Here is a 17432-nt window from a genome sequence, read left to right on the forward strand (position 1 = left end):
AACAAGGAATTGAAAGAGTTATGGGAGCGGTTCGGTTGCCGGCTGCTACTGCCCCCGTTGAGCAGCAGCCGGATTTCGTCAGGACAGGCGCAACGCGCGGACTACCATTGTATCGCGCAGGTTGAGCTGTCTGATTCGCAGAAAAGCAAATCGAATGAGCAGGATGTAGAACAGGAGTACGGTCAGGTACTTGCGGCTGATATCCGTCCAGGCAAGCTGACCATCCATGGCTTTGTTGAACAGATGCCAGACGATGGCCGGAAAATGCAGCACCGTTTCCCGATGTACGATGAACGTATAGAGCATGATACTTCCCCAGAGCAGCGTATTGAGCAAGGCATAGGCAAACAGGCCCGTGTGCCGCAGGGGCGTCTGCCGCAGGGTTAGCAGCGGACGCGTCACAAACGCTTTCAGGGCCGGCCATCGGGTACCGCGCTGAAACGTGTCATTGGCTTTTTGCAGCAGGTTGGGGGTATTGGTCAGGTCAGACAGCACCCAGTAGCCATCGAACCGAACAAAGGGATTGAACTGCCAGGCAACCATAGTCACCACCGTCAGCGCCACGGCCAGATAGGTTTCGTTTCCCGTTAGCCAATAAACCAGGGCCAGGATCGAGGCATAGAGTACTTCGTTGAACACCCCCGCCAGATTGGCAATGATCCGCCGGGATCGGTTGGCCAGCCAGATCTCTGTTATGTCGGCATACATAACCGGCATGATAAAGTAAAACCCGAATCCTACCCCCCCATGTTTCAGACCACAACGGGCACAGGCGCCAATGTGGCCCAGCTCATGAACGATCATGGTGGCATAGAGCAGCCCCAGATACAATCCGTAATTGGTTTTGGCCAGCACATGATCCGGAGCCGCCACCAGATAAACAACCGGCACCACCGAGGCACAGATCAGAAAAGCGATCCAGAACACGGCAGGGTCGTATAGCCACTGAAACGGCTTCGACAGCGCATGCACCAGCCAGGCAGGCATAAACTCTACTTTCAGCTTCAGGTAATTACCGGTCAGAACCGGCCTGGTGGGCACCTCGTCGTTGACCAGCACATTGTACCCGCCCAGCGATTTGGCCAGCACCGCTTTAAACTGCTCCAGGTCCAGGTTAAGCCCAAACTGGTCGTCAAAAGCCTGTTTAGCCTCGCTCAGACCGGGCGCAGTAGCCAGGATGTTATATAGCCTGAAGGTGGCTTCGTTTACGAGGAAGTTACGCCCTTCGGCAGAGTGGATAACCCAGTTACTTTTATCGAATTCATGGATGCTGGTTCCGGGTGTAATGAGCATGATGGTTCGGTATTGAGGACCACAAAACGGCGTAACGCATTAAGTACAGTACTGGTGGTAAATACACGGGCATGATCGTCGACCAGTGTGTTGACGCCGAATGAGCTGTGGCGCCAGTGCGACACCGTGGCCGGATCGCGTACGTTCGTAGCGGGTATTCGTAAAATTCGTCCCGTTTGCCAGCTGCCATCGGCCATCTGGTTGTTCATCAGCCACTGTGCGGCCCCGTCTATGCTGGCCCGGTAGGCAAGTGGATCGGTAGCCAGCAGGGCTTTGAGGGCAATAGCGGTATAAAAAGCGTTGGGTTGCCCATCGGCAGGGTTGTTCCAGTACCCATCGGACTCCTGCTGCCGGGCAATTTGTTGTGCTACCTGACAACCGTACGACCGGTAAGCCCCGGACCCGGCGAAAGCCAGCGCCGAAAATGAGAGTGCATACACGTTACTGGTCCACCAATAGGCTTGCAGGCCCGTGCTGGCCAGCCGCGTAGCCAGGTACCGGCAGGTTGCGTTGTATACCGCTGGCAGGTCGGGCAGATCGGACAGGATATAGGCCGCTGCGGCTGTTACGCAATCATGATCAGCAAACCAACCCGCCACACTTGTCTGCGCATCCAGATCCAGGCGCTGCCGGAGTTGTATTTCATCGAGATAGGTGGTCCAGCCACCCCGCTCGCTGGTGAACGCCAGCCAGTTTTGTCGGAGTTCGGCCGGTACCATTCCGGTCAATCGCTGGTGTAAACCCACCAGAAAATTCGTAGAATCGCCATCCTGCAGGATGGTATCGTTAAAAGAACCCGTTGTCGATAGATGTCGGAGGGTCTTATCTAACAACGGGGAATCAATACCACAGTCGGCCAGCATGAAGGCGACATAAGCAGAGATCCACGTATCCCCCGCTCCTGCACTGGTCATAAAATCTGTCCAGCCGGTGTTGGTTCGGTTCGCCATCAGATAACCCAGGGCCGCCTGTATTGACTCATCCGCCCCGGAACGCGGCCGACGGAAGTGACTCTGAGTCGCTTTCAGCCGGGCTTTCTGAACCAGCAGACGCACTTCGTCACCGAAGAGTCGGGCCAGGCTCCTTTGTTTATGCAGATAGGCCGACAAATCGATAAGCTGAAGCCGATCGGCAATCCCGATAGCGGCCTGGTAGTGAGCCATGGCTTTACCAATCAGGTCGCTGGCCACCCCCGACAGATACAACTGTTTATGCAGCACATTGTGGTCGGAGCTGGTCCCTGGCCTACCGGCCAGCCGCTCATGAACCAACTGCTGGGCGAAGGTCCACTGCTGTTGCTCCATGTCGGTTTTGAAGTCGGAAATATCGTCCAGGTACTGAAAGGCAATATGAATGTGGCGCAGGCACGTTTCGAGGGGTCCGCTACCAGCCTGGCCGCCGTTCAGGGTCGATAAAGCCAGTAGCGCAGCGTAACAGACAGCCGACTTACCAGCAGCCAGCTGCTCATAGGTCTGTTCGGAAAAAGGCTGTCGGGTGTGAGAAACCTGTTTTTCGGCCAGTACCGCTTGCTCGTATTCATGTTTGTACCCAGCGAACTGTGGCCAGAACGGCGAACTCGTTGGAAACAGCGCAGCCAGTTCACGGATGGCCGCTTCATGAAGCTCGAACGTATACTTGAGCTGAGTAAGCTGTGCCAGTTTATCCTTATGGGCCGATGTATCGATTATATCATCAAACTCCAGCAGGAAGCGGAAATATAGATAACCCGCAAAAGAAACCTGCTCTTTCTGTTCGTTGGCAATACGTTCGAAAAGCGGGAGCAGGTAATCGATTAGATTTAAGTAAAAAATGTGCTTCTGCTGAGTTTTCTCCCTAGACAGAAGGGCTTTGGTACGTGTATCAACGGGTAGTGCCTCAATGCGTTCGGTAAAGTTTTTCCTCATTACCTAATCAGTTAAGATGCAACGTAATACTAACCACAAGTTACTAAATGAATCTATATCGACCCAGCCGCCTAAATAAATACTACATTCGGCGTATCTAAAGAGTGTTAGGTAAAATACTTGGCAATTATCGTATTTCCAAGAACACCTTATATTCTCAATTACTACCGATACGCTTACGTATTACTCCCTAATCTACTGAAAGACCAACCAATTACGCCTTTATGAAAAAACAAGCCAACTTCTACATCCTTACTAGACACTCACTCCAGAAATTAGTTATCTAAATTTAATTTCTCGAAGAGTATCATCAGATCCTGAGATGTTAAATATATGTTTTTATATATCATTTGTAACCGGTAATTTATTGAACGGATAGTCACCTATGGGTGCGCAAAAAGAAAGCCAGGCACTTTCATGGGTACTCATCTTTTCAGCCATTCATCGACCACGCCGACGAATTCAACCGCAAGACCGATGCGTTTTTCCGATCGGAATACTCAATTTTGCGCCATTTAGCCACCGAAAACAGGTCTCAGGCTTATGAAACACCCTCTTCAGATTGGCGTAACCGGCGGCATTGGCTCCGGCAAGAGTATGGTTTGTCGGGTATTCAAAGCCCTGGGTGTTCCGGTATACGAAGCCGACGAACGGGCCAAATGGCTTACCGAACACGATCCCATCCTGAAAGCCGATATCAGTCGGGTGCTGGGCCCGCTGGCTTACGACACACAGGGGCGTTACAATCGGGCCTGGGTGGCCACGCAGGTGTTTGCCGATCCGGCGCGGCTGGCTCAGTTGAACGCCGTCATTCACCCGCGGGTGCTGTCCGATACGGTGGCCTGGGTTGGTCAGCACGCCAGCCAGCCGTACGTGATCAAGGAAGCCGCCCTGATGCGGGCCGCGGGCGATGGTAATTCGCTCGATAAGGTAATTGTGGTCCAGGCTCCGGTAGCCGTACGGATCGAGCGGGTCCGCCAGCGCGACCCGCACCGCTCCGACGACGAGATTCAGCACATCATCCGTCGGCAGATCAGCGACGACGAACGGCGACAACTGGCCGACTATGTACTCGATAACGACGAGAGCCGGTTACTGCTCCCCCAGATTCTGTCGTTACACGCGGTTTTTTCGGCCCAATCAGCGGTTTAACCACTTTGCCGGCGTAAGTTGAGGAATATTGCCCCCTGCCTTCCGGCTTAAACAGATCGTCTACCCCAACCAGACAACACCGCATTATACACCAGCCTACCGGTACACTGATGAAACAAACGCTACGTATTGCCGCTGCCTGCGCGGGCAGCTTCCTGCTGGGCGCCTTCGTGATGGCCCCCGATGAACCCCGAAAACCGATCACCGCTGAGATGGCCGACATAGCCAGCCGGCTGTTTGGCCTCGATTTCACGGCAGCGGAGCGCGACTCCATGCTGGCTAACCTCAACGACCAGCGTGCCGATTATGACGCGCTCCGCAAGGTTGATCTGCCCAATGAGGTAGCACCGGCGCTGTATTTCAACCCCCAGCCAACGGGCTTCAAACTACCCACCGGTCCGTCGTCGTTCAGTGCATCGCCCGCCGGTAAGCTTACACTGAACCGTAACGATCTCCCCTACTATACCATCGGCCAGTTGGGCTACCTGCTGCGGACCAGGCAGATGACGTCGGTCGAGATGACCACCTTTTTCATTGAGCGGCTCAAAAAATACAACCCAACGCTGTTCTGCGCCATCACCATCACCGAAGACCTGGCCCTTCAGCAGGCCCGTCGGGCCGATGAGGAGATTCGGCGCAACCGGTTTCGGGGGCCGCTACACGGTATTCCGTACGGGGTAAAAGATCTGCTCGCCAAACGGGGGTATAAAACGACCTGGGGCTCGGTACCGTATAAAGACCAGACCATCAACACCGACGCTACGGTAATCCGGAAGCTCGAAGAAGCAGGTGCCGTTCTCTGCGCCAAGATGGCCGTGGGTGAACTGGCCTGGGGCGACGTCTGGTTCGGTGGTATGTCGCGCAATCCGTGGAAGCCGGAAACGGGGTCGAGTGGTTCGTCGGCGGGGTCGGCGTCCTCGGTATCGGCGGGTTTGTTCCCCTTCGCGATCGGCACCGAAACGCTGGGTTCCATCGTGTCGCCTTCCACGGTCTGCGGGACAACGGGCCTGCGCCCAACGTTTGGCCGGGTTAGTCGGTACGGAGCCATGGCACTGAGCTGGAGCATGGACAAGATCGGTCCCATTGCCCGAACGGTTGAAGACTGCGCGCTGGTGTTCAACGCCATCTACGGCCCCGACGCCAACGACCCGACCGTGGTGACGGCTCCGTTCCGCTATGCGCCCCTGGCCTCGCTACAGGGCGTTCGGATCGGCTACGTGCGTAAAGCCTTTGCCAGCAACTACCCCAACCGCGCCAACGACTCGCTCACGCTGGCGACCCTGCGTCAGCTGAAGGCAGAGCTGGTTCCTATCGATCTGCCCGACGACGTGCCCCCCGGCCGGATTTCGTTTGTACTGGGCGCAGAGGCAGCCGCGGCCTTCGATGAGCTGACGCGTTCGGGTCGTGATGACCAGATGGTCCGGCAGGTTAAAAACGCCTGGCCTAACGAGTTCCGGTCGTCGCGGTTCATTCCGGCGGTCGAGTACATACAGGCCAACCGGGCTCGTACCAAACTCATCAACGATATGGCCAGCGTTCTCAAAAACGCCCGGGTCGACGTGTACATAGCGCCCACCTACGCAGGCGGCAACCTGACACTGACCAACCTGACGGGCCATCCGTGTGTGGTACTTCCCAACGGGTTCACCAAACAGAACCTGCCAACCAGCATCACCTTTATGGGCCAGTTGTACGAAGAAGGCAAGCTGCTGGCCGTTGCCAAAGCCTACCAGGACGCCACCGCCTGGCACAAAAAACACCCGTTCCTGTAGAGACGCGAGGGCCGGGGCGCCGGTCCGATCGCGTCTCTACGAAACTTTTTATATTCCTACTAGTTTAGTAGAGAAATGTAAACAACACAACGTTATGAAGCGAATCATGCTGGTAGCCGTCCTGCTGACGGCTATGATCGGCTGCGCCCCCCGGGTAACGGTAGATAGCAACAGCCGCGTAAATTTCAGTAAATATCGAACCTATGCCTGGATGGATTCAGACATCAAAGCAGGCGAAAACCCCCTTTATTACAACCAGCTGGCCACCGAGAGTGTCGAGAACACCCTGAGCCGGGTGCTGTCGGAGAAAGGCCTGAAACCGGTTCGTTCCCGTCCCGACCTGCTGGTTGGCTACCATTTTTTCGTAGAAGATAAAACCCGCACCGTGGCGGCTCCCACGTCGCCGTTCTACGGCCCCTATCTGGGTTGGGGCCGCTGGGGCTATGGCGGCTGGGGACCTGGCTGGTGGGGCTGGGGCGGTCAGCAGTATACCCAGGAGCAGTACCAGGCCGGTACGGTCGTGGTCGACATGGTCGACACCCGAACCCGACAGCTGGTGTGGCGCGGGTCGGTGCAGAACGCCATTGGCGACCCCGCCCGGATTGCGGCTCAGCTGACCAAAGAAGTCGAACGTATCGCCGAGAAATTCCCGGAGCGGAAAAGTTAACCTTCGCTAAAGACGTTACCAACCATATAGTAAGTAGTCTCAAAAGCCGTTGCCGCCGACAAAAGCGACAACGGCTTTTTTGTGTGCGGCTTTGCCGACCGCCCAACCCGTATCGACATGATGACCACTGTACTTGACCTTGCTCAACAACGCCTGACTAAACCGGTTGTCGATCAGCTTGGTACACATCTGGGCGAAAGTTCGCAGGCTATCAGCAAGGCCGTGCTTGGTGCGTTACCAACGGTATTGGGCCAACTGACACACAGCCTGGCGGAGCCGGGAGGCTACAGCCTGCTAACCGACATGATAAAGCAGGTCAACCTGGTGATGCCCCCCGCCGGAGACCATGAGGCAGAAGACAGTCTTTTGGGGATGCTGAGCGGCAGCAGCGGTCAGCTGAACAGGTTGCTGGCAACCGGCTCCTCCATTACAGCCAGTCTCTTCGGCCCAACCGCCGATTTACTCATCAACTCGCTGGCGGAGTATAGTTCCGTTCGATCATCATCTGCCGCGGCAACCCTCAGCCTGACCAGTTCGGTCTTACTAAGTGTACTGGGCAAACAAACCGCCGACGAAAAAGCCGGCGAGCCATCCGTACTGACCCGCCCCGACGGCGGTAGCCTGCAGGCCGCCGTGCCCGCTGATTTTCTGATTCACCTGCGTACCATTCCGGGCCTGACATTTCTGGATAGCCCGGCCACTACTGCCGCCGAATGGACAGGTAGTAGTGACCGGGCTACGTCCGTATCATCAAACCGTTTGGAAGATGTACCGACCTATTTTCAGGTGCACCCACAGGAAAATAAAGGGGGAGGCCAGTGGCTACCGTGGCTAATCCTGCTCCTGGGCTCCGCTCTATTCGTTTTCACGGTCAGGGCCTGCCAGCGCGAAAACTCGACCGATCCCTCAACGACCGGGGCAGCCCATACCCGCTCGGTGCTACACTGCTGGATGAGCCCGGCCGACTACCACAACGTATCGGGGTACGCACCTTCATCGTGCAGCTGCCTGAGAGCGGCCTGAACCGTCGGCTTGTCGTCGGGGTAGGTCACTCCAAACCATTCTGACTGGCTTCGGAACACTTTGCAGCGGCCCGTTTCGGTCTGGATTAGATTGGTCATCACGGTTGGAATATAAAACTCGGCTTTGGGCGAGTCGATGTTGGCGATGGCGTAACTCTCGAACTGTTTCTGTACCAGCGGAAATACGCTGGGCTTGAACCCCCAGAAGTTCATCGACACCGGCGTATCGGGCGAGAGGGGCGTCAGGTCGTCGTTTTCCTCAAAAACAATCCGCCGACCGGTTCCGCCCTGCTCTTCCTGGTAAATTTTGGTCCGTTCGATAACCGATGCCAGGTGGCCATACGCATCTACCGTACAAACACCCCGCGAAACAGATCCATTTTCAGACAGCGTCTTCTGCACTTCGTAACCGACCATGGCGTGTAGATCATCTTCGGTGTCGGTGGCCAGAAAGTTGCCGATCAGCTGAAAGGCCTCAAGCCCGTAGAAGTCGTCGGCGTTGATTACGGCGAAGGGCGTAGTCGTATGCTCCTTGGCACATAACATGGCATGGCCCGTACCCCAGGGCTTGGTGCGCCGAACCTCCCCCAGCTCCTCGGGAACGTAAGCACCCAGCGACTGAATGGCGTAGTCTACCTCGATTTTTCCCGCTAATTTTTTCCCGAATATCTCGTCGAAGTCGTTTCGTAACTCCTCCCGAATAATGAAAACGACCTTGCCAAAGCCAGCCCGGATGGCGTCGAAAAGCGAATAGTCGATGATCGTTTCGCCATGTGGACCAAACTGGTCGAGTTGTTTGATTCCGCCGTAACGGCTGCCCATACCGGCTGCCAGAATTAAAAGGGTAGGTTGCATCAAAGTGGTCAATAGGGGCAACGCTGCGCGCTACCAGATGAATAGTATGCTTCTGGACTGAATGATTACACGGCCAAAGGTACAGAAAAGCCCCTTAGCCGCTTACGATGATTTGCCGCAACGGTATGCCGTCAGGAGACAAGCCAGCAAGAGCGCGTGGTTCATTCGGGCAATCCACTCGGGTATCTCCTGAGCTAAAACCGGCCAGAGCCGGGCGGTGTTTGTCTATTTCCCCTGCACATACCTCCAGATCATCTTTTTACAAAATTTAATCTGAACAATATGCAAGTTTTATAGTTGTTAGTATAAATTTGCGCATAACAATAGTTGTTATAACAACTACACTTCATCAACAAAAGCCCGACACTCCCGGCTGGTTGCTTATACTACATCAGCCGGGAGGGGTCGGCACCACCGATATGCCTTTCTATCACTCACTCGGTCAAATTCCGCCCAAACGGCACACGCAGTTTGAGAAGCCAGCTGGTCAGTCGGGCGGTCCGGGCGGCTTGTACTACGAGCAGCTTTTCGGCACGATCGGTTTCGATGGCATGTCGTCGCTCCTCTACCATGTTCATCGCCCAACGATGGTACGCGACGTGCTGGGCAGCGTAGACATGACGCCCAAACTGGCCGTCGAGAAAAACATCATGGCGCGGAAACTGATCGGGTTTGACGCCGAGCCAGCCGATCGCGATGATTACCTCGGCAGTCGGGTACCCCTCTTCGTCAACAAAGACCTGCTGGTTGGAGTAGCGGCCCCGCGCCAGTCGCTGACCGACTATTTCTACAAAAACGCCGACGCCGACGAGTTGCTGTTCGTTCATCGGGGCACCGGAACGCTCCGTACGCTGCTGGGCCAAATCCGGTTCGGCTACGGCGACTACCTGGTCATTCCGCGCGGCATGATCTACCAGATTACGTTCGATACGCCCGAAACAAGGCTGCTCTATGTAGAATCGCACTCACCCATCTATACCCCCAAACGCTACCGAAATCACTTCGGGCAGATGTTGGAGCATGCTCCTTTCTGCGAACGGGATATTCGACGGCCTCAGAACCTCGAAACCCACGACGAGACGGGCGACTTTCTGATGAAGATCAAAAAGCAGGGCGCCCTCCACTCGCTGGTATATGCCACGCATCCGTTCGATGTAATCGGCTGGGATGGGTATAACTACCCCTACGCCTTCAACATCCAGGATTTTGAACCGATAACGGGGCGGGTCCACCAGCCCCCGCCGGTCCACCAGACCTTTCAGACCGACACGTTTGTCGTTTGTTCGTTCTGCCCGCGTCTGTACGATTATCATCCAAAGGCGATTCCGGCTCCCTATAACCACTCGAACATCGACTCCGACGAGGTCATCTATTACGTAGACGGCGATTTTATGTCGCGCAACGACATTGCTCCGGGTCATATAACGCTGCACTCCGGCGGTATCCCTCATGGTCCCGCACCGGGCGCGATGGAGCGAAGTATCGGCAAACGGGAAACAGTCGAGTATGCCGTGATGGTCGATACGTTTCGCCCCCTGATGCTGACCGAACAGGCGCTCCGCATCGACGATGGAAAGTACTACCAATCGTGGCTGGACGATTAGGGGAGGCAAGAGGTGGACTGACGCATAGAGGAGCTGGCTGACCAAACAGTTGCTAAAGCACGAGAGACGCGAAGGCCGGGGCGCCGGTGCGATCGCGGCCCTACATCACATCAACAAACGATCATGGAAACACTAGACTATGTAGAGACGGCTGCGGCTGTTGACTTTCTGCCACTGAATGGTACCGATTACCTCGAACTGTATGTGGGCAATGCCCGGCAGTCGGCCCACTATTTCCAGACCGCGTTCGGGTTTCAGCCCGTGGCCCATGCCGGCCTGTCGACGGGACAACGCGACCGCGAATCGTATGTAGTACAGCAGGGTAAAATCCGGCTGGTGCTAACCTCACCGCTCCATGGCGATTCAGACATCGGGCGTCATATCGATCAACACGGCGACGGCGTTCGGGTCGTGGCCCTGTGGGTCGATAACGCGACGAAAGCCTTCGAGGAAACGACCCGACGCGGTGCCCGCCCGTTCCTGGAGCCCACCCGCGAGCAGGACGATAACGGGTATGTAGTCCGGTCCGGCATCCATACCTACGGCGATACGGTGCATCTGTTTGTGGAGCGTAACGACTACACAGGCGTGTTTCTGCCCGGCTACGAAGCCTGGAACCCGACCTACCGCCCGGCCGACGCGGGCCTGAAGTACGTTGATCATATGGTAGGCAATGTGGGCTGGAACGAGATGAACCAGTGGATGCAGTTCTACCAGGATGTGATGGGCTTTCAGCAGCTCGTCAGCTTCGACGATAAAGACATCTCGACCGACTATACGGCGCTGATGAGTAAGGTCATGAGCAACGGCAACGGCCGGGTCAAATTCCCGATCAACGAACCGGCCGAGGGTAAGAAGAAATCGCAGATCGAAGAGTACCTCGATTTCTACGGCGGACCCGGCGTTCAGCATATTGCCGTGGCCACCGATAACATCGTCGATACCGTACTGGCCCTCCGCGACCGGGGCGTCGAGTTCCTGACCGTACCCGATACCTACTACGACAACCTGGCCGACCGCGTTGGCCAGATCGACGAGGAAATAACCACCCTGCGCTCGCTGGGCGTACTCGTCGACCGCGACGACGAAGGGTATCTGCTCCAGATTTTCACTAAGCCCGTTTGCCCGCGCCCCACGCTGTTTTTTGAAATTATTCAGCGCAAGGGAGCCCGTTCGTTCGGAAAAGGCAATTTTAAAGCCCTTTTTGAAGCCATCGAACGGGAACAGGCGCTGCGGGGAACGTTATGATTTTAGCGGTCGAGTGGTTGGTGATCGAGTACCTGAACAACGGGGCGTTCTCACTCAATCACCAATCACTCCATCACTCACCAACATGATCCAGAACTATTCGACATACACCCCCGACGATCAGGCAGTCTGGGAGCTGCTGTTCCGGCGGCAGATGGAGCGGCTACCGGGCCGGGCCAGTCAGGCGTACATGGACGGGATTGTGGCTACGGGTTTTCCCAATGCCCGCATCCCCGATTTTGAGCGCGACCTCAACCCACGCCTGCTCCCCATTACGGGCTGGCGGGTTGTGCCGGTGCCGGGCCTGATCGGCAACCGCGAATTTTTCGAGCTAATGGCCGACCGTCAGTTTCCGGCCACTACCTGGGTTCGCAGCCGCGACCAGCTCGACTACCTGCCCGAACCAGACATGTTTCACGACACCTTCGGGCATGTGCCGGTGCTGACCAACCAGTCGTTCTGCGACTTCCTGGCCGCCCTGAGCCGGATTGCCCTGCGGTTTGTAGACCATCCCGAAGCTATCGACATGATTTCGCGGCTGTACTGGTATACCGTTGAGTTTGGACTCATTCAGGAGCCCGACGGACTGCGCATTTACGGAGGAGGTATTCTCTCATCGCCGGGCGAGACGATCTATGCGCTGGAGAGCGATGTGCCCGAACGCAGTCCGTACGATGTGGCTACCCTGCTCCAGACACCCTATATCATCGATCATTTTCAGGCCCGTTATTTCGTCATCGACTCCTACGAGCAGCTGTTCCACTCGGTACCTGAGATTGAGGCAACCCTGGAGGGGTTATTGGTTAGTTAGCCCGTTAGTGGTTAGCTTCGCGTCAGTAGCCGTCACGGATGGTCATTTGTCGGTTCGCAGCCGACAAGCGCCAGCCCGTTCGTGAGGGCCAGTGATCACTGAATAACCCAGTCCATGACCCATCCTTCCGATACCCGGGCCTACTTTTTTAAAATTGACACAACGATCAAGAAGATCCGGAATGCGCTGCAAAAACAGTTTAACGAAGCCGGTTTCGACCTGACCGTTGACCAGTGGGTGGTTATTGATCATCTGTACAGAAACCCCGGCATCAGTCAGAACAACCTGGCCGAGATGACGACGAAAGATGCGCCTACGGTTACCCGCATCATCGACCTGCTCAGCCAGAAAGGCCTCACCGAACGCCGGATGGCCGACGATGACCGGCGCAAGTTCCTGGTTTTTCTGACCGAAGCCGGGGCGGCCAAACACCGGGAGGTACTCCCCGTTGTATCGGCCATGCGACGAAAAGGCTGGGGCGAACTCAGCGAAGAAGACTATCAGCACTTCGTTCGCATCATGGATTCTATCTATCAAAATGTAAGTGAATGACGGGCCAAACCGGGGACTGATTCCAGCTTCATTCGGCCTGTTCTCCTCCTATGTACGGCATTTTCAGTTACGGCATCAGCAGCCCGCGGGTGGGCTATAAATACGGCAACCACATACTTGATCTGGAAGTAGCCGGTCTGCTGGGTTTTTTCGATGACCTCGGTGTCGATCCCAACGTGTTCACCCGCTCGGTCCTGAACGACTTCATCGCGCTGGGAAAACCGGCCTGGCAGGCCGTAGGGCAGCGTATCAGGCAGCTGCTGGCCAGCAACGAAGCGGGCCTGAACGGCGTTCGGGATCAGGTACTCATCGACGAAACACGGGCCAGACTCTACCTGCCGGTTCGGGTCGGTGATTATACCGACTTTTACGCGGGCATCTACCATGCCGAACATGTGGGACAGATGTTTCGCCCCGACGCGGCTCCCCTCCTGCCCAACTACCGCCACCTGCCCGTAGCCTACCACGGCCGGGCGTCGAGCCTGGTGGTATCGGGTACGCCCATCCGCCGACCGGCGGGTCAGCTCCCGACGCCCGATGGCCAGCCGACTTTCGGGCCGTCGCGGGCGCTGGATTTTGAGCTGGAGCTGGGGCTGATTATCGGCAAAAGCAATCCGCTGGGCGAACCCATCGCCGTCGATGAGGCCGAAGACTACATTTTCGGGATTACGCTCTTCAACGACTGGTCGGCCCGGGACATCCAGCGCTGGGAATACCAGCCGCTGGGCCCCTTTCTGGGAAAAAATTTCGGGTCGAGTATGTCGGCCTGGGTCGTACCGCTGATCGATCTGGAACCGTTTCGGGTAGCCGCGCAGCCTCAGGAGCCCACTCCGCTCCCGTATCTGCAGGGTACCCATCCATCATCGGCCTTCGATCTGGAACTGGAAGTCGTTCTGCACACCCCCGAATACGCCGACGGGATCATCATCAGCCGAACCAACGCCCGGTATCTGTACTGGTCATTTGCGCAGATGGTAGCCCATCATACCGTCAACGGCTGTAACCTCACCGTTGGCGATGTACTGGCGACCGGCACCGTGTCGGGTCCGGAACCGGGCAGTTATGGTTCACTGCTGGAGCTGAGCTGGAACGGCACCCGCCCGCTGCATTTGCCTGACAACAGCAGCCGCACGTTCCTGCTCGATGGCGACCGGATCAGCCTGCGCGGCTGGGGATTTTCGAACGGCCTTCGGGTCGACCTGGGCGATGTGCATGGCGACATACAACCCCCTCTATCGTATGACCACCATTAACCCCGCCGACCTTAAACCCCACGAGTTTTACCGGCTCCTGAACAGTGCCGTAGCTCCGCGTCCGATTGCGTTTGTCAGTACGGTCAGTGCCGATGGACACGTAAACCTGGCTCCGTACAGCTTCTTCAACGTATTCGGTTTCAACCCGCCCATACTGGTCTTTTCGCCCAGTCGTAACCGACACGGCCACAAAAAACATACGCTGCTCAACGTTGAGGAGGTGCCCGAGGTGGTTATCAACATGGTCAGTCATGCTATGGTTGAGCAGACGTCGCTGGCCAGTGCCGAGTTTGACCGACACGTCAGCGAGTTCACCAAGGCAGGTTTTACGGAAGCGCCCTCCGAACGGGTGCGGCCACCGCGCGTGGCCGAGTCGCCGGTATCGTTCGAGTGCGTTGTGCGGCAACTGCTGCCCGTCGGCCCGGACAATGACGCCGATGGACCGGGCGCTGGTACGCTGGTCATCTGTGAGGTTGTGCTGGCCCACGTACAGGACGGCTTTTTGAGCGCAGCAGGCGCCGTTGACCCGCACCGAATGGACCTCGTTGGTCGGCTGGGGGGCGACTGGTACGTTCGGGCGCAGGGCGATGCTCTCTTTGAAGTAAGTCGTCCGCAGATGGGTATCGGTATCGATCAGCTGCCAGCCGCCGTACGAAACAGCGCTATTCTGACCGGTAACGATCTGGGCAAACTGGGCAGCGTTCTCAGCCTGCCCACGCCCGACGAGGTCAACGAGTACCGCCTGTCGGGCACGCTGACCGAGCTTTTCAACGAAGCCCGAACCGGTTGCCAGTACCTGCCCGACCTGCTTCACCTCCGCGCCAGACAACTTCTCGCCCAGAACAACGTCCGCGAAGCCTGGCTAACCCTGTTGTCGGCCTGACCCACCCGATCAGTGGCCGCAGGCCCTGATCGTGGTGGAGCGGGGTGATCGGTGCGACGCAGGTCCTGATCGTGGTGGGGCAGTGGGAAAGTGCAACGCAGGCCCTGATCGGGGTGGTAGGGGTGAGAGAGAAAGTGTGAGTTGGTCTCTCTAACCACGGGCAGGGCCTGCGGCCACTGGCCGGGTTAGAGAGACCAACTCACATTTTCTCGTCCAGGAAATCAGAAAACGCTTCGCGGGTCATACCGGTGTGGAAGTCGATGTATGATTGGTGCCCACCGAACCAGTCGAGTACAAACTGGCGCTTTAGCAGAGTTGGTTTTGTTGACAGATGCGACTGGTAAGACGAATGTGGGTACGTGGTAAAATCTGAGACAAAACCGTGCTTCAGCGGGTTGCTGTGGATGTAAAAAACGAGCTGACTGAAGTACGTATCCCGATCGACCCACTCCCGATGAAAAGGCCCCTCAAATAAGCCGCCTGTCCGGCCCGTCAACGCGTTGACCGTTTGAGCGTGACTGTTGAACGCATGCCCCAGCAACCGGGATGGCTCCGATAGCTTCGTCCAGCCGCGCTCCGTGCGCCATCGTTGGCTATCTACTTCGTGCGGTTCTTTGATGCGGACCAGTATATGAAAGTGATTGTTTAGCAGGCAGTAGGCGTATGTATCGAAGAGTGGCTCCGTGAAATAGGCATAATCGTTCAGGAAAGACCGGTACAACTGAGGCCTCGGGAAGAGTGACGTGCCGTTGATACCCCGGTTGTAAATATGGTAGAACCTGCCTGGCTCCAACGGAATAACTTTCTCCATGTGTCGCAGTGAAGGAAAAGGCTTGGCAGTGCATACGAGCCACTGTCAGGACCTGCGGCCACTGGCAGGGCTCGTATGCACTGCCAGTGGCTCATATGGCCCCGCCAAAAAAATGACTCCAAACTGAGTGGACTACCCTGACAGGGCCTGCAGCCACTGTCAGGGTAGTCCACTCAAGACATCTTACCGTACTCAGACGGTGCGCTGACTGCTGAAGTTACCGAGCGTATGACTTTTGCCGGCTTATGACCCGAGCGCTGGGCCAGTAGATGGAAGGTTGGCGGGTGGCACAGTGTCTTAAAACCAAACAAGCGTTGACCAATCGGGTTCTGTTAGGTAGAGAATCTATGAACGCTATGAAACCAACGCTTATATCTGCCGCACTCCTGGCAGTTCTTTTGATAAACGTAGGCTGCGCATCCGACGACAGCACCAGCAAAGCCAATAAAGTCAACGAAGAACGCATCGATAAACAGGCGATTGCCATCAGCGAAGACGATAAAGACAAGGCGAAAGACGTCTCAAAAAGCCTCGTCGATCTGGCCAGTATGAGCATGACCGAATACGAGCTGAGCAAGGTAGCTTTTCAGCGAGCCACCAATCCGCAGGTCAAAGCGCTGGCCCAGCAGGCCATGAACGAACATCAGCAGTCGGAGCGGGACCTGCGGGCGCTGGCCCGTCAGCTGAACGTCACCCTGCCAACGGCTATGGCCCGGGAAGGCAAGAACCGGATCGATGACTTACAGGATGCCCAGGCAGGTACCGCGTTCGACATCGACTACCTCTCCGAAATGGCCAAAGTCAACGATAAGGCCCTCGACGTGGCCGACGATCTTGAAGATAACGCCCCCAACGACGCGGTAAAGGAGCTGGCCAAAAAGGTCCAGACCAACGACGGGAAGCATAAGGACCAGGCCAAACAGCTCAAAAATGTACTGGAATAACCACGCCCTGCGAAGACTGGCCTGTCTGCTGCTCACGGCGACGGTCCTGTGGCTGGGGGGCTGCTCGGCCCGGAAAGATAGTACGAAAGTGGCCGAAGCCACCAACGACAGCCTGATCGAACAGGTGAGGCCCGATCAGGAATCGCGTTTGCCCGCCGACTCCAAAGCCAATGCCAAAGACGTAGCTGAATTTATGGGAACCGTCGCAAACGCCAGCCAGACGGCCCGAACGCTCAGCGAACTGGCGCTGAAACGGACTACCGATCCAACCATAAAAGCCCTGGCCCAGCGGTCTGTCGATCAGGAACGTCGACACAAGGCCAGCCTCGACAGCGTGGCCCGGACCTACGCCATTGTGCTGACCCAAGCGTTATCGACGGATAGTGAATCGATGGTCAATGCGCTGCGGGACGAGAAAGCCGGTGCCGATTTCGACAAGCGCTACCTGCGCTACCTGGCCGATCTGTACGATCAGCTGGTTAGCAAAACCAAGAACCTCAACCAGAACGCCAGCAGCCCGACGGTTAAGAACCTGGCCCTCAGCATCTCCGCCCACGCCGACGACCTCATGACCGAAGCCGAAAAAGCGAAGAAGCAAGAATGATAAGCGATGAGTGGCGTAGCCCCCCATGTCCGTGAGGACAGTGACACGGGCAACTCC

16 protein-coding genes are annotated in these 17432 nt (G+C 56.6%); 12 read left to right on the plus strand and 4 right to left on the minus strand.

What is annotated here, in order from left to right:
* Positions 1–78: 78 nt before the first annotated feature.
* Both B1C80_RS12905 and B1C80_RS12910 read right to left on the minus strand, forming a co-directional pair.
* Positions 79–1293, minus strand: a complete 1215-nt coding sequence (locus B1C80_RS12905; RefSeq protein WP_077921535.1) for a hypothetical protein — start codon at positions 1291–1293, stop codon at positions 79–81.
* Positions 1206–3197 carry a prenyltransferase/squalene oxidase repeat-containing protein gene (locus B1C80_RS12910; RefSeq protein ID WP_077921536.1) on the minus strand — a complete coding sequence of 664 codons (1992 nt, stop codon included), beginning with the start codon at positions 3195–3197 and terminating at the stop codon, positions 1206–1208. The genes B1C80_RS12905 and B1C80_RS12910 overlap by 88 nt, the downstream gene beginning before the upstream one ends.
* A gap of 543 nt (positions 3198–3740) precedes the next feature.
* Here B1C80_RS12910 and coaE point away from each other — a divergent pair.
* The 4 genes from coaE to B1C80_RS12930 all read left to right on the plus strand — a co-directional run bounded on the left by coaE (position 3741) and on the right by B1C80_RS12930 (position 7811).
* The gene (gene coaE, locus B1C80_RS12915; RefSeq protein ID WP_077921537.1) at positions 3741–4349 is read left to right on the plus strand and encodes a dephospho-CoA kinase; all 609 of its coding nucleotides are present in this window, start codon (positions 3741–3743) and stop codon (positions 4347–4349) included.
* Positions 4350–4459: 110 nt separating this feature from the next.
* Positions 4460–6121 carry an amidase gene (locus B1C80_RS12920; protein WP_077921539.1) on the plus strand — a complete coding sequence of 554 codons (1662 nt, stop codon included), beginning with the start codon at positions 4460–4462 and terminating at the stop codon, positions 6119–6121.
* 94 nt (positions 6122–6215) lie between these two features.
* Positions 6216–6788 (plus strand): DUF4136 domain-containing protein, encoded by a 573-nt coding sequence (locus B1C80_RS12925; RefSeq protein ID WP_077921541.1) that lies wholly within the window; start codon positions 6216–6218, stop codon positions 6786–6788.
* Positions 6789–6905: 117 nt separating this feature from the next.
* Positions 6906–7811, plus strand: a complete 906-nt coding sequence (locus B1C80_RS12930) for a DUF937 domain-containing protein (protein WP_077921543.1) — start codon at positions 6906–6908, stop codon at positions 7809–7811.
* Here the strand turns inward: B1C80_RS12930 and B1C80_RS12935 are convergent.
* Positions 7754–8665, minus strand: a complete 912-nt coding sequence (locus B1C80_RS12935) for a sugar phosphate nucleotidyltransferase (RefSeq protein ID WP_077921545.1) — start codon at positions 8663–8665, stop codon at positions 7754–7756. The two genes, B1C80_RS12930 and B1C80_RS12935, sit on opposite strands and share 58 nt — an antisense overlap.
* A 419-nt stretch (positions 8666–9084) precedes the next feature.
* Between B1C80_RS12935 and B1C80_RS12940 the strand changes: the two genes are divergently transcribed.
* The 6 genes from B1C80_RS12940 to B1C80_RS12965 all read left to right on the plus strand — a co-directional run bounded on the left by B1C80_RS12940 (position 9085) and on the right by B1C80_RS12965 (position 15016).
* Entirely contained in the window at positions 9085–10269 is a 1185-nt protein-coding gene (locus B1C80_RS12940) for a homogentisate 1,2-dioxygenase (protein ID WP_077921546.1), read from the plus strand.
* A gap of 123 nt (positions 10270–10392) precedes the next feature.
* The gene (gene hppD, locus B1C80_RS12945) at positions 10393–11517 is read left to right on the plus strand and encodes a 4-hydroxyphenylpyruvate dioxygenase (RefSeq protein WP_077921548.1); all 1125 of its coding nucleotides are present in this window, start codon (positions 10393–10395) and stop codon (positions 11515–11517) included.
* A gap of 64 nt (positions 11518–11581) precedes the next feature.
* Positions 11582–12328 carry a phenylalanine 4-monooxygenase gene (locus B1C80_RS12950; RefSeq protein ID WP_255376573.1) on the plus strand — a complete coding sequence of 249 codons (747 nt, stop codon included), beginning with the start codon at positions 11582–11584 and terminating at the stop codon, positions 12326–12328.
* A 114-nt stretch (positions 12329–12442) separates the two neighbouring features.
* The gene (locus B1C80_RS12955) at positions 12443–12880 is read left to right on the plus strand and encodes a MarR family winged helix-turn-helix transcriptional regulator (protein WP_077921552.1); all 438 of its coding nucleotides are present in this window, start codon (positions 12443–12445) and stop codon (positions 12878–12880) included.
* Between the two features lie 50 nt (positions 12881–12930).
* Positions 12931–14133 carry a fumarylacetoacetase gene (gene fahA / locus B1C80_RS12960; RefSeq protein ID WP_077921554.1) on the plus strand — a complete coding sequence of 401 codons (1203 nt, stop codon included), beginning with the start codon at positions 12931–12933 and terminating at the stop codon, positions 14131–14133.
* Positions 14120–15016: a flavin reductase family protein gene (locus tag B1C80_RS12965; protein ID WP_077921555.1), complete on the plus strand. Its 897-nt coding sequence runs from the start codon at positions 14120–14122 to the stop codon at positions 15014–15016. The genes fahA and B1C80_RS12965 overlap by 14 nt, the downstream gene beginning before the upstream one ends.
* A 199-nt stretch (positions 15017–15215) precedes the next feature.
* Here B1C80_RS12965 and B1C80_RS12970 read toward each other — a convergent pair whose 3' ends face one another.
* Positions 15216–15827, minus strand: a complete 612-nt coding sequence (locus B1C80_RS12970; protein WP_139361650.1) for a hypothetical protein — start codon at positions 15825–15827, stop codon at positions 15216–15218.
* A 356-nt stretch (positions 15828–16183) separates the two neighbouring features.
* Between B1C80_RS12970 and B1C80_RS12975 the strand changes: the two genes are divergently transcribed.
* Together B1C80_RS12975 and B1C80_RS12980 are read left to right on the plus strand one after the other, a co-directional pair.
* Positions 16184–16771, plus strand: a complete 588-nt coding sequence (locus B1C80_RS12975) for a DUF4142 domain-containing protein (protein ID WP_161492759.1) — start codon at positions 16184–16186, stop codon at positions 16769–16771.
* On the plus strand, positions 16758–17375 hold the full coding sequence (locus B1C80_RS12980; RefSeq protein ID WP_077921559.1) for a DUF4142 domain-containing protein: 618 nt from the start codon (positions 16758–16760) through the stop codon (positions 17373–17375). The genes B1C80_RS12975 and B1C80_RS12980 overlap by 14 nt, the downstream gene beginning before the upstream one ends.
* Positions 17376–17432 lie beyond the last annotated feature (57 nt).

The sequence above is a fragment of the Spirosoma sp. 209 genome (assembly GCF_002006735.1).
In the GTDB taxonomy this organism is placed as follows: domain Bacteria; phylum Bacteroidota; class Bacteroidia; order Cytophagales; family Spirosomataceae; genus Spirosoma; species Spirosoma sordidisoli.